General features: G+C 42.6%; 9 protein-coding genes. 4 read left to right on the top strand and 5 right to left on the bottom strand.

Annotated elements, in window-relative coordinates; all coding sequences use genetic code 11:
* Positions 1 to 411: 411 nt before the first annotated feature.
* The 3 genes from BHC43_RS06740 to panC form a co-directional block, all read right to left on the bottom strand.
* A complete protein-coding gene (locus tag BHC43_RS06740; protein ID WP_100140033.1) occupies positions 412 to 789 on the bottom strand; it encodes a DUF805 domain-containing protein in 378 nt (125 codons plus the stop codon).
* Positions 790 to 1,365: 576 nt separating this feature from the next.
* Positions 1,366 to 5,007, bottom strand: a complete 3,642-nt coding sequence (locus tag BHC43_RS10905) for a DNA translocase FtsK (RefSeq protein ID WP_257377997.1) — start codon at positions 5,005 to 5,007, stop codon at positions 1,366 to 1,368.
* Positions 5,008 to 5,058: 51 nt separating this feature from the next.
* Positions 5,059 to 5,901, bottom strand: coding sequence for a pantoate--beta-alanine ligase (gene panC, locus BHC43_RS06730; RefSeq protein ID WP_100156878.1), 843 nt, complete (start codon positions 5,899 to 5,901; stop codon positions 5,059 to 5,061).
* Between the two features lie 243 nt (positions 5,902 to 6,144).
* Between panC and BHC43_RS06725 the strand changes: the two genes are divergently transcribed.
* From BHC43_RS06725 to BHC43_RS06715, 3 genes are all read left to right on the top strand, one after another.
* Positions 6,145 to 6,936 (top strand): basic amino acid ABC transporter substrate-binding protein, encoded by a 792-nt coding sequence (locus BHC43_RS06725; RefSeq protein WP_100140235.1) that lies wholly within the window; start codon positions 6,145 to 6,147, stop codon positions 6,934 to 6,936.
* A gap of 190 nt (positions 6,937 to 7,126) precedes the next feature.
* Positions 7,127 to 8,128, top strand: coding sequence for a 2Fe-2S iron-sulfur cluster-binding protein (locus tag BHC43_RS06720; protein WP_100156877.1), 1,002 nt, complete (start codon positions 7,127 to 7,129; stop codon positions 8,126 to 8,128).
* Between the two features lie 7 nt (positions 8,129 to 8,135).
* Positions 8,136 to 9,719 carry a sulfatase-like hydrolase/transferase gene (locus BHC43_RS06715; RefSeq protein ID WP_100156876.1) on the top strand — a complete coding sequence of 528 codons (1,584 nt, stop codon included), beginning with the start codon at positions 8,136 to 8,138 and terminating at the stop codon, positions 9,717 to 9,719.
* A gap of 244 nt (positions 9,720 to 9,963) precedes the next feature.
* Here the strand turns inward: BHC43_RS06715 and clpA are convergent, their stop codons facing one another.
* Complete coding sequence (gene clpA / locus BHC43_RS06710) at positions 9,964 to 12,258, bottom strand: ATP-dependent Clp protease ATP-binding subunit ClpA (protein ID WP_100156875.1); 2,295 nt, start codon at positions 12,256 to 12,258, stop codon at positions 9,964 to 9,966.
* 139 nt (positions 12,259 to 12,397) lie between these two features.
* Positions 12,398 to 12,703: an ATP-dependent Clp protease adapter ClpS gene (gene clpS / locus BHC43_RS06705; protein WP_100140028.1), complete on the bottom strand. Its 306-nt coding sequence runs from the start codon at positions 12,701 to 12,703 to the stop codon at positions 12,398 to 12,400.
* 226 nt (positions 12,704 to 12,929) lie between these two features.
* Between clpS and BHC43_RS06700 the strand changes: the two genes are divergently transcribed.
* Complete coding sequence (locus BHC43_RS06700) at positions 12,930 to 13,133, top strand: cold-shock protein (protein ID WP_025330479.1); 204 nt, start codon at positions 12,930 to 12,932, stop codon at positions 13,131 to 13,133.
* Positions 13,134 to 13,189 lie beyond the last annotated feature (56 nt).

Here is a 13,189-nt window from a genome sequence, read left to right as displayed (position 1 = left end):
CCATCCATTTTATCGCAGTGAGTTTGTGATTAAAAAGCTATACAGAATATATGATAAGTTTTTTACTAAAACAGCTCATTTTCAATGGCAGTTGGTGTACTAAAAATATTTTTTACCAATTTCATATTTTTTACTGATTATTCATATTTCTATAAATATCTACAAAATAATAAAAAAAAGAAATGGATTAATGACTATCAATTCAGCTTCTAACTCATTAAAAAAAGATTATTAATAAATTTGATACCTGTAAAAATACCGCAAAAGAATACAGACTTCGGCAGCTCTCCCTTTCATAAAACCTAAGCTGCCGAATCAAAATAATCAAACAATATCGAAGTAAACAATAAAATGTCTCATAAAGAATTTATTGCTATTTATTTGCCAAATAAACGTATATCGTAAATCTGCTTAAAACATTCTCTGTTCAAATCGATTCGGTTTACCTGGCAATAACATAAGAATAATAAACCAGATTTGACCAATAATCGGTATCAGAGTAATCAAAATCCACCAACCCGAGCGATCAGTATCATGCAAGCGCCTAAACTGTAATGATAAAGTAGCAATCCATACTACAAATCCAATTACCAAAACTACAAAATTAACTGTCCAATCACCCCATGTATAAATATCATTAATCGGATGGCCAAGCATTTTTTCAAGTACATACATCAGCAACATACCCAGTACATAGTTGATAACAATCGGCCACCAATAATCAGCACGGTTAGAAGTTCCAGAAAAATTAAAAATGTTGTGCCAGAAACGTTTATAAGACTCAATCATAAATCTATCTCCTAATAATAACCTGTATATATTTACACACTTAAAGACATAAATTTTTATTTCATAAATAGCCAAATTCATCTTAAAACTTATTTTTTTTTACTTCAAACCGTTTAATAATCAAAACAATTAATTACAAAATTTATTTTTCTTATAAAACCTTACGTAAATATTGATTGTTTTAGCTTTTACCTTTTTAATTGATACAATATTTAATTACTTATCAGCAATATTTTGCACTTTCATCTGCTATTTATTTTATTAAACATTGCTGACAAAGCAATACCAAGTAAAACAGCCAAAAATGATTTAATAAAATTTGCCTGTTTATTGATTTTTTTCAAAATAACTGTTCATTAAAACAACAGAATCACAACAGATTAATTAAATCTATACATATAAATACGCTGTTTTAACCATAGCTCTAGAATAATATTAATCAGACAAACTAGTTAATAAATATATAGATATCATATTAATAATATAATAACTTATAGACTTAATTGACTAATCAACTTATAAATAAAAAACCGCATACATAAAGTACACGGTTTGAATAATCGATATTTAGAATAACTAATCATCTAGATGGTTATTTTGCGGAGCAAGTACAGTACGATTACCATTTCCTTCTGCAGCAGAAACAATTCCCTCTGACTCCATTTGTTCCACCAACCGAGCTGCACGGTTGTATCCAATACGCAGCTGACGTTGTACCGAAGAAATACTTGCTTTTCGAGTTTTTACCACCAGTGCCACTGCTTCATCATAAAGAGGATCCAACTCTTCTTCACTATTGCGTAGTGACGCATTGCTAAACATATCATCATCACTGACACCGGCCGTTAAAATATCATCGATATATTTCGGCTCACCAAACTGTTTCAAATAATGCACCACACGATGCACTTCTTCATCAGCCACAAATGCCCCATGCACCCGTTCAGGATATGCTGTACCGGGAGGTAAAAACAGCATATCACCCTGTCCCAGCAGATTCTCAGCACCCATCTGGTCAAGAATGGTTCGGCTATCCACCTTGCTAGATACCTGAAAGGCAATTCGTGTAGGAATATTGGCTTTAATTAAGCCAGTAATCACATCTACACTCGGCCTCTGTGTCGCTAGTATCAAATGGATACCGGCCGCCCGAGCTTTCTGCGCCAAACGGGCAATCAGTTCCTCGATTTTCTTGCCTGCCGTCATCATCAGATCAGCAAATTCATCTACCACAACCACAATATAAGGCAGCTTTTCTAGTGGTTCTGGGTCGTCGCGATTCAACGAAAACGGATTAAACAGCTTTTTATTTTGCGCTGCTAGCTCAGCAATTTTCTGATTGAAACCGGCCAAATTACGCACACCAGCATGGCTCATCAACCGGTAGCGTTTCTCCATTTCATTTACACACCACGTTAACGCATTCGCCGCCAACTTCATATCCGTTACTACCGGTGCCAATAAATGCGGTATACCTTCATAAATGCTTAATTCCAGCATTTTAGGGTCTATCATAATGAGACGCACATCTTCCGGAGTAGCTTTAAACAGCATCGACAGAATCATCGCATTAACACCCACTGATTTACCCGATCCAGTGGTACCCGCTACCAATAAATGTGGAGCTTTGGCCAAATCGGTCACCACCGGCTGTCCAGTAATACCCTGACCCAACGCCAGCGTCAGTTTAGAACGTGATTGCTGAAATACCGGAGCCGAGAATATTTCACTCAACCGAATAATCTGCCGTTTCGGATTAGGAAGTTCCAACCCCATACAGGTTTTACCCGGAATAGTCTCAACCACACGTATAGATGCAAAGCCCAGACTGCGCGCCAAATCCTTTTCTAAGTTTACAACCTGACTGCCACGCACACCCTGAGCCGGTTCAATTTCATAGCGGGTGATAACCGGACCAGCAAAAGCATCTAATACTCGTACCTTAACTTTGAATTCAGCCAGTTTTTCTTCAATGGTAATCCCATTTTCAAGTAAGGTTTCTTCACTCTGTCGTGCAGCAGGGTCATAATACGGCGGCAATAATAAATCCATACCCGGAAGCAAAGGTTTTAAAGACGGAGCTGGTATTGATTTTTGAGGTGCAGTCTGATGCAGTGCCTTTCGTAATGCCATGCCGATTGCTGTTTGTGAATCGGATGCAGGAGAATTTATTTGCTCTGTTGGCAGCGGTTGTTGATTCAACCGGGTAACTACACTCACGCTTCTAACTTCTGGCTTTGCTTCAGATAGACTTTTTTGCACCTGTTCCGGCACTAAATCTGGAGTTGTTTCAAACTCATTATCGCCAGCAGCATCTGGCAACCAATTATCAGAAACTTCGACATCAGTATTTTCTTCTTCCGCTGCGGCCTGCTCAGAATTAAAAGATGATACTTCTTTCTGTTCTTCAGAATCGTTGAAATACGGGTCTTCAGTGGCCAGCACAGGATTTTCAACCACATCCGCTTCTTTGCTGCTTTCCTCATCGGTGTAGGAAACAACTGCATCATGGGTAGGGTTTAAATCACTAAAAGAGGTCGCATTTGCATAGCCATTACTACTTATACCTGACACAGGTGGTGGTATATCCGGCGCATACGTAAATTGATTTCCTACAGAGGGATCAGCATCATGCATAATGCTGTCACGATGTTCGTCCTCATCAAATACTGAAGAGTTGTAATCATCATCTACAGTAAAAGAATCATCCGCTGATGGTACCGCAACTACTGGCGCAGCAGCCATGGCTGCCGGCATCGGCTGAAAAGGTGTAAAACGTGTAGATAGTGGTGTATGTTCACTGCCTGCCACTCCTGTATAGGGGCTTACGGCCGACATATCAGCTACTGGAGTAGTCATCCGCACAGCATGGCGCTTACCAATTCGAGCAGCCGCCGGAATCACACTTTCGCGTACTACAGGCCGCTGAAATTTCTGCTTATTTAAAGGTGAATCGGTTTTAGCCAGATTAGCGTAAATTTCATCTTCCGCAATAACCGGTACACTATAGCCAGAATTAGCATGAGTGAACGTTTCCTGATGGCGCTGACGAGCCAATCTCTGGCGCAACAAATTTAAACGGATATCTTCTTCATTTATGACATGAACCCCATTGTGTTCACTACGCTGTCTAGGTTCGTGATGAGCGTGAGCAGAAAGGGAGTTTGCTGCATGTGCCAGATGCGAAGGAACGCCAACTGAGTTTCCCAATTTGCGCTGAGTAGCCTGCTGTAAATCATTTAAATCGAAATTTTTCAGCGCCCGAGCCTTGAGCAAAGCGGCTTGTTCAGCCTTAGTATGCAAGCGAACTCTGTTTAACGCCGGATCATCAGGAGTAATTTCTCTGGCATGCCTATTCTGCTGTTTTTGGCTATTTACTGGCTTATGCTGCCAGTTAATCTGTATCACCTCTAGCGCCGGAGCAGATTCAGCTACCGCATCCGTTAGAGGATGAGTAGCTACCTTACGTGTAGCTTCTGCTAATGTGATAACTTCCAGTTTTTTCTTCTGATTAAATACCACCGCTGGCTCAGCCACTTCTTCACTGCTTACCAAAATTTTTTCTGTAGTGGACTCTTCTTCCGTATCTGCTATCAGTTCCTTATCAGTGTAGGAGACATCAACCACTTTTGGTTCAGACTCAGTTTTATTTTCGGCGGAAGATTGCATTTCCTGTGTTGAGAAAGAATCTGCTATCGGCAACTGTGTGTTGTTTGCTTCCGGCATTTCTTCAGCAGTTTTTGCCTTCGACTGTAGATATTCTTTATCTAGCGTAGCAGGATAAGGCGTTTCGGTTTTTAAAGGTTTCGGGCTTGCCTCAGTTACAGTAATCTGTCGGGCTAGAGGATGTTTTATGGGCAACTGAGGCTTGCTCGCTACAGAATCCATTGCATCAAGCTCAGCTTGTACATTCTGCTCTGATGTTGCTGACGCAATTTCCGCCGGTGCTGCTGGTACTTTCTGTAAAGAATGTTGTGATTCTGCTGACGATTGTACTTTCTGTTGCTGCTGACTACGCCGCACTGCTAATTTTCTCACTATACTTTTCAGCAATGATACAGGAGCCGGAGCTGGAGACGACACTTTACTGTGCTTTAAATGCTCTTCATAGCGGGTTAAATAGGTCATTTCCAGCTGCCATTTACGCTCTTCAATATTGCGCCACCAGAGTAATGCGCCTATAGCCATAATTAACAGTAATAATACAATCCACCACATACGTATTCACGCTGCCTTTTGGTTAAAATCCGGTTTACAGACTCTTTTATTTTATTCGTGCTCCAACTGCACTTCTAAATTATCAATTAGACGTGTCGTCCCCAGTATAGCAGCCGCAACAATTACCAGATTTTTATCAGAAATCTGAGCTTTTGTCAGCGTTTGTGCGTGTCTGACTTCAATATAATCCACTTGCCAGCCATGCTGTTGCAAATAGGTTGCTGCACTATTTTCTAAAGCAGCAAATTGCCGATTTCCTTTTCGCATTGCTTCAGCCATAGTCCTCAACTGCGCCGATAGCTGCGCTGCCTGTTCACGTTGTTCAATTGTCAGATAGCCATTACGGCTAGACAAAGCCAAACCACTATCAGCACGCTCAATTTCAACTGGAATAATGTCAATATCCATATTCAGATCCTGCACCATTCCCTTTATTACCGCCAGTTGTTGATAATCCTTTTTACCAAAACACGCCACATCCGGCTGCACAATATTAAAGAGCTTTGTCACAATTGTGGCCACACCTCGAAAATGGCCAGGACGACTACGGCCGCAGAGCTCATTCTGAATAGCCGGAGGTTCAACAAAATATTGCTGCGTTCCATTTGGATACAATTCTGTTTCTGACGGCGCAAACACCACATCAGCACCAGCCTCAGTCAGCTTTTCCACATCCTCAGCCAATGTCCGCGGGTATAGCTCAAAATCTTCGCCCACTCCAAACTGAATGCGATTAACAAATATGCTCACCACTACCGCATCAGCATGTGCTTTGGCAGTACGCACCAAAGCCAGATGACCGGCATGCAAGTTTCCCATTGTCGGCACCAGAGCCACCCTTTTCACTTGCTTGCGCCATGAACGCAGTTCAGTAATGGTATGAAATATATGCATTATTTATCCTGTTAGACTTAATCAAATTACACCAGCACAAAATTATGTAAAGTCATGTCTCCATGAAAGCGGGATTATAGCACCGCTAAGCAGTATCACAGTGTACGGATAAAGCTTGTATCAACAGTGAAATATGTTACTATCAAGCCATACATGGCGATAAGGATGCATATTTTGAAATGCAAACCATTGTATGGTAAGCAGCCTTCAGCCAATAATTTCAATAGAATTCAGGGAGTGTATATGAAAATCAAATACTGGCTGACCGCTGTAGCCGCGTGTTCTGCACTGATACTATCTGCCTGTGGTGGCAGCAACAGCAATTCTGCTTCTGCACCTGCTCAGTCCGGTGCAGATAAAACCTATATAGTTGGCACCAATGCCGAATTTGCACCTTTTGAATCCCGCACAGCCGACGGTTCGCTCACCGGTTTTGATATTGATTTGCTCAACGCCATGGCCAAAGCTGGCAATTTCAAAGTACAGTTTAAAGATCAGCCATGGGATGGACTATTTGCTAGCCTCAACAACGGCGATCTAGACATTGTGGCTTCCGGTGTGACCATCACTGATGAGCGTAAACAAAGTATGCTATTTAGTGACCCGTATTTTGATATTTCTATGATGGTACTCACACCAAAAGCCAAAACATTCCATTCGCTGGCTGAATTAAATAATATGCATCGTGTAGCCGTAGCCACAGGCCAAACTGGTGATTTGGCAGTACAAAAAGTATTGGGTGCGCAAAGCACAAAAATTGCCCGTTTTGACAGCGTGCCCCTAGCCATCAAAGAGCTTGAAAATGGTGGTGTAGAAGCCATGGTATCCGATGGTGCCGTAATCAGTAATTATGTTAAAGCCAACGGTGCTGATAAATTCACCATTAATAAGGTACCCGAATTCGGTGTTGACCATTACGGCTTTGTGGTTCGCAAAGGCGATACAGCCACAGTGGAGAAACTGAATGATGCACTGAAAAAAATCCGCGCTAGTGGCGAATATGACAAAATATACGCAAAATACTTTTCCAACTAAACTTTAATTTGCATTCAGAAGAAAAAAAACAGCCCGTTATCCTGAATAGCGGGCTGAACTGTATGGGTCAACATTCTGGCCAAAGCCATATCTACTTTAGTTTCCATTTCTTCAAAACGCATCTGCACATTTGGCTTTTATTTCACAGCGTTCTAAAATAGCCAACTCGTTAAAATAAGCTAAAACTAAAATGAGTTATCAAATAACGGTTTTACCAGCCGGTGAAACTTTTCAGGCACCAGAGGGAGCATCGCTGCTACAGGCAGCAATCGATCAGGGAATCATGCTGCCGCATGCGTGTAAAAGTGGCTGCTGCGGAGCGTGCAAAGCTCAGCTAGTCAAGGGTCAAACTACTGAAATCAACCCACAGTCTGCCCTGAACAGTAATGACACAAATCAGCAGGATATATTACTGTGCTGCCAAAGTGCCAAAACAGACCTAACTCTATATTTGCCCAACTATAATGGCCATTCAGCTCAACCAGTACAAACGCTGACTGCACGAATTGAAGATATTCGCTATTGTGGCCATACTGCCATCCTATCGCTGAAGCTGGCACAGCGAAAACCATTTCATTTCACTGCCGGCCAGTATATCGATATTGTGCTATCCGATAATCAGCGCCGTAGTTATTCGATAGCGGGTTTTGACACAAACCGCCGGCAGTTAATTATCCATGTACGACGTCACCATGGTGGCGTCTTTTCCGAACAACTCTTTGATGGCCGCTTGCGCCCGAAAGACATTCTGCATTTTCACGGGCCACTGGGCAATTTTCAGTTAAACAGCCAGCAAAAACCACTTATTATGTTGGCCTCCGGTACCGGTATTGCACCGATTGAAGCCATGCTGGAAACACTGAAACAACAGCAATTTCAACTACCGGTATCAATATACTGGGGTATGGCAGCAGAAGAAAATTTGTATGATGCTGCCGTGCTGGATAAGCTTTGTTCTGAGTTAGCACAGGCACAGTGGTCAGCAGTATTGTCGCATCCCTCGGCATTATGGAAAGGTGCACGTGGCTATGTTCAACATGCGGCACTGGCTGCTCATCCAGATATGAATAAATATGAAGTGTATGCATGCGGCCATCCGCAAATGATACATCAGGCCAAAAATTTATTTACAAATCAGGCTGGATTGCCTGAAGACGCATTTTTTGCTGATAACTTCACCCCAGCTGTCTGAGTGATCTATGAAACTAACACCCCGTAAACATTATGCACTGAATGTATTACTCTTACTTATTTACAGCATCGTAATGATTTATGCACTGGCCTACCCGCCAAATCCTAACCGCATAATTGAAACATGGCTGGTCAGCATATTATTGCAACGTTTCTGCTCACGACTATGGTGCATCATGATGTGGCTGAGCGCAATCATTGTTCTGTTCTATCATCCTACTGCGACTCTGTACGGAAGACCGAGTTTTGGCATCGTCACTTCATTACTTAGTACCACAGCCAGTGAAGCAAGTGAATACATAGCAGCCATATCATGGCATACCTATGTAATGACAATTGTTCTGGCCGCTATACCGCTACTCATTATGCGTTTCAGCCGCCATACGGCTGTCCCACGCTGGCGCGGCTACTGGGCTATTCCGTTTGTAATCGTACTAATGGTAATGACAGTACAGACAGCGCGCAAAGGCTATACTACCGGTGGATTTGCCTTACGTGCACAGCCAATAGAATTTCTGGCCGATGCTTATCTGCAACCACGTGCCTACTTCGCCGAACTAGCAAAGATGAAAGCCGACTTAGCTAAACCAGATAATTGGCAAATTAGCAGTAGTCAACAGCAATACCGCAACTATGTATTGATTATTGGTGAAAGTGCCCGCGCAGATTATTTACATCTATACGGATTCAAATATCCGGACACCCCATTTCTGGACAAGCACGCCAGCATCATCATGGATAACATGCTGTCTGCCGGTCCCAATACGCCCATCTCGCTCTTACATGGTCTTACCCTTAGCCATGGTAAATCATTCTCAATTCAGAATAATGTGATTACTCTGGCGAAAAAAGCCGGTATGGATACAGCATGGTTGTCAAATCAGGGGGCACTTGGACAATACGATACATCCATTTCAACGATTGCTCATCAGGCCAATCACGTCACATTTCTAAAAACTACCGGCTACGATTTCGGCCAACGCAGTTATGATAATCAGCTCATTGAGCCATTGCAGAAAGTACTGGCTCAGCCTCTGGTTGCTGGTCAGTCCCGCCTGATTGTATTGCACATTATGGGTTCTCATCCCAATCCATGCGACCGGCTACCCAACCCGCCACAGCACTATGTGGAAAATAACAATAGTAATTGCTATATCGATACCATTCGTCAGACAGACACTCTATTAAGCCAGATATATACAACATTGCAGCAAAATGGTGAGCCTTTCAGCATGTTGTATTTTAGTGACCATGGCCTGAGTCATGACAAAAACACTTTTGAGAAAAACAGTTTAGTACGTTCTTCAAGCATCCTGCGCCACAACGACCATTTTTATCAGAATTATCATGTCCCGTTAGTCATTATCAACAGTGGTCAGCCTCGGCAGACACACAATCAGGCTCAGCGTAGTGGGCTGGAACTATTAGACGGAATTGCACAATGGCTGGGCATCCACTCACCACAACTACCATTTGCCAATCAGTTTTTCAGCACGACAAACAGTAACAATCCGCAAGTTCTCGACTTCAACCAGCATTTACAATCCGTCAAACAGCTGCGGAATGATCCTTTGCCTGCAGATTTACAGTAAATAAACTCACTATACTAACTATCTGTAATAAAAAATAAATATCCCTGCCCAATTTATTCAGCAGGGATATAACATTAATTTTGATTTAATTTTCTTAAACATTTTCATTTGATTTGTATCAAAACACACTCAAATGAAAACATTATAATGAATTTACTTTGATTGGTTTCCTCTTGATGTGTGTGTTTAAGTGTGGCGTTTCGCCACACTTTTTTTTATTTTAATTTTAGCTTTCTTAATCAAATCATTCAATTGTTACCGATTCCTTTTTCTTAGAACCGGATTGATTGGCGGTAGAAAAAACCAGCTCCACTTCATCAGACTGCGGCAAATAATCAATCAATACATCCCCCCCTTCACTCAGACGGCCGAAGAGCAACTCATCAGCCAGCAGCTTACGAATACGCTCCTGAATCAACCGGTGCATGGGACGAGCACCCAATGCAGCATCAAAACCGTGTTTGGCCAAATAGCTGCGTAAAGTTGGTGTAAATTCTGCCACCACCTGTTTAGCCAGCAACTGCTGCTCCAGTGCCAACAAAAACTTATCCACGACTTTCGCAATTATCGCTTGATCCAGAGCCGTAAATGGCACAATTGCATCCAGACGGTTGCGGAATTCAGGCGAAAACGCTTTCTCAATAACGGCCAGACTATCGACTTGTCCGCGCTTTCCTGTAAAGCCCAAATTAGGCTTAGCCAATTCAGCAGCACCGGCATTGGTGGTCATAATCAGAATAACATTCCGGAAATCCGCACTGCGTCCATTATTATCCGTAAGATTGGCATAATCCATCACCTGCAACAACACATTGAACACATCCGGATGTGCCTTTTCAATTTCATCCAGTAGCAGCACACAATATGGTTGCTTATTGACTGCATCAGTAAGTAATCCGCCCTGCTCAAAGCCCACATAACCCGGCGGAGAACCAATTAGACGCGAAACAGCATGTGGTTCCATATATTCCGACATATCAAACCGCAGCAAAGGCAAGTCCAGCAGCTGCGCCAGCTGTTTGGCAACTTCAGTTTTGCCAACGCCGGTCGGGCCGGCAAACAAAAAGCTGCCAATCGGCTTATCAGGCTGTTTGAGACCAGAGCGCGCCATTTTAATAGACGCCACCAGTACATCAATAGCTTGATCTTGTCCAAATACTTTTGCTTTTAAATTATCAGCAAGAAAGCGCAATACCTGCTTATCATCATGTGAAACGGTGGTTTCTGGAATACGTGCAACTTTTGCCACAATCGCCTCAATTTCAGCACGGCCGATAACTTTACGTTGTCTGGATTTCGGCTGGGTTTTTTGTGCTGCCGCGGCCTCGTCTATAATATCAATAGCTTTATCTGGCAGAAAGCGCTCATTAATATAGCGAGCAGACAACTCAGCAGCTGCCTGAAGCGCACCTCGCGTATAGCGTACCTGATGGAAATTTTCAAATGCAGGTCGCAACCCTTGTAATATCTGCACCGTTTCAGTTACCGATGGTTCTACAATATCTATTTTCTGAAATCGTCGGCTTAAAGCATGATCCTTATCAAAAATAGTACGGTATTCCTGATAAGTTGTGGCGCCAATACAGCGCATACTACCTTTAGCCAATGCCGGCTTAAGCAAATTAGACGCATCCATCGTGCCGCCAGACACACTGCCGGCACCTATAATGGTATGAATTTCATCTACAAACAATACCGCCTTATCTAGTTCGCCCAATTCTTTAATAACGGCTTTCATCCGTGCTTCAAAATCCCCGCGATACTTAGTACCGGCAAGCAAAGCGCCCATATCCAGCGAAAAAACCACTGATCCTTTGATAGATTCTGGCACCTTATCATGTACCAGCATATAAGCCAGCCCCTCTGCCAGTGCCGTTTTACCCACACCGGCTTCACCTACCAGTAAAGGATTATTCTTACGCCGCCGGCACAAAGTCTGAATCAGGCGCTGCATCTCCTCATTACGGCCAATAAGCGGGTCAATTCGGCCGGCAAGAGCCTCCCTGTTCAGATTAACAGTATAATTTTCTAAAGCTTTTACTTCAGCGTTGCCCGCATCTGCCTCATTATTTTGTTCAGTATTTTTATTCTGAACCGGATTATGATTACCAAGTGTCAGATAGCGCAGCACATCCAGACGGTTCACCGACTGCGATTCAAGAAAATAAACAGCATGGCTGTCCTTTTCAGACATAATAGCCACCAGAACATCCACAGGTGTCACCTTACCTTCAGTATGCGCAGCACGTACATGCACAATTGCCTGCTGCAATACACGCTGAAATCCAAGCGTAGGCTCCAACTCAGACTGCTCTGCCACGCTTTCCGGCAACACCGGTGTATTCTCATGGATACTTTGCTGAAGCTGTTTGGCTAGCAATTCATTATCCACTCCTACAGCCCGTAGCACCCCACTCACATCTTCACTTTGCTGCAACAGGCCGAGCAGTAAATGCTCCACACCAATAAACTCAAACGCATGGTTCCGAGCCTCGGCATAAACATACTGCAGAATTTTTTCTAGTTGCGCCGAAATCATACCCGACCTCCTGACAAAGTAACATTTTCAATTCAGAATGCAACATACAGCATTATCAGCATATACATGAAGCACTCACGTTAAAAATCAAGTAACACCCGCCGAGTGTACCGTGGCATCTAGGTTTTAATACAACATCTCATTCTTCTTCAGTCAGACACCTCAAAGGAAAGCCAGCCGCTTCGGCACGTTCAAGCACCTGATTGCATTTGGTTTCGGCAATATCCTTCTGAAACACCCCACACACACCGCGTCCAGACTCATGCACCATCAGCATAATGGCAATCGCCTGAGTATGTGGCAAATGAAACACTTCCATGAGTACAGTTACCACAAAATCCATCGGTGTGTAATCATCATTCAACAATACCACTTTATAGCGCTTCGGTGGCTTTAACATGCTTTCCTGATTCTGGCTAACAGTTTGTGTTCTAGTATTTGACATTGTGCATAAATCTACATGTATCTGTGGGTTTTTAGTAACGGTTTTAATAATTTTATCATTTTTCGGTAAGCTTGCTTGACGTTAGTTCTTAACCTATGTAAAAAGACTACTTAACAAGTCAGACATAGACTGCCAAACAAATAGTTGTACACCTGTTCACTAATTTGTAGGTTCTACTGTGTCGCAAACTTGTTCTTTATTTTGTTTTTTATGTATAGGAAGTTTCATGGCAACTGGTATTGTTAAGTGGTTTAACGACGCTAAAGGTTTTGGTTTTATTACACCTGATGAAGGTGGTGAAGATTTGTTTGCTCATTTCTCTGCAATCAATATGAACGGCTTCAAAACCTTGAAAGAAGGTCAACGCGTATCTTTTGACGTGACCACCGGTCCAAAAGGTAAACAAGCGGCCAACATTCAGGCAGCTTAATCTTAGCCGGTTGTCCGGTTAGACAAAAATAGCGGCAATGCCGCTATTTTCTGTTT

Origin of the sequence: Snodgrassella alvi (genome assembly GCF_002777855.1) — a bacterium.
Classification (GTDB): domain Bacteria; phylum Pseudomonadota; class Gammaproteobacteria; order Burkholderiales; family Neisseriaceae; genus Snodgrassella; species Snodgrassella alvi_E.
The sequence above is the reverse complement of the archived record's forward strand: the minus strand, read 5'-3'. Positions and strand labels throughout refer to the sequence as shown.

Excerpts from the sequence above, each read along its gene's own strand:
- BHC43_RS06740 (WP_100140033.1), bottom strand. The coding sequence starts at position 789 with ATGATTGAGTCTTATAAACGTTTCTGGCACAACATTTTTAATTTTTCT.
- BHC43_RS06725 (WP_100140235.1), top strand. The coding sequence starts at position 6,145 with ATGAAAATCAAATACTGGCTGACCGCTGTAGCCGCGTGTTCTGCACTG.
- panC (WP_100156878.1), bottom strand. The coding sequence starts at position 5,901 with ATGCATATATTTCATACCATTACTGAACTGCGTTCATGGCGCAAGCAA.
- clpS (WP_100140028.1), bottom strand. The coding sequence starts at position 12,703 with ATGTCAAATACTAGAACACAAACTGTTAGCCAGAATCAGGAAAGCATG.
- BHC43_RS06700 (WP_025330479.1), top strand. The coding sequence starts at position 12,930 with ATGGCAACTGGTATTGTTAAGTGGTTTAACGACGCTAAAGGTTTTGGT.
- BHC43_RS10905 (WP_257377997.1), bottom strand. The coding sequence starts at position 5,007 with ATGTGGTGGATTGTATTATTACTGTTAATTATGGCTATAGGCGCATTA.
- BHC43_RS06715 (WP_100156876.1), top strand. The coding sequence starts at position 8,136 with ATGAAACTAACACCCCGTAAACATTATGCACTGAATGTATTACTCTTA.
- clpA (WP_100156875.1), bottom strand. The coding sequence starts at position 12,258 with ATGATTTCGGCGCAACTAGAAAAAATTCTGCAGTATGTTTATGCCGAG.
- BHC43_RS06720 (WP_100156877.1), top strand. The coding sequence starts at position 7,127 with ATGAGTTATCAAATAACGGTTTTACCAGCCGGTGAAACTTTTCAGGCA.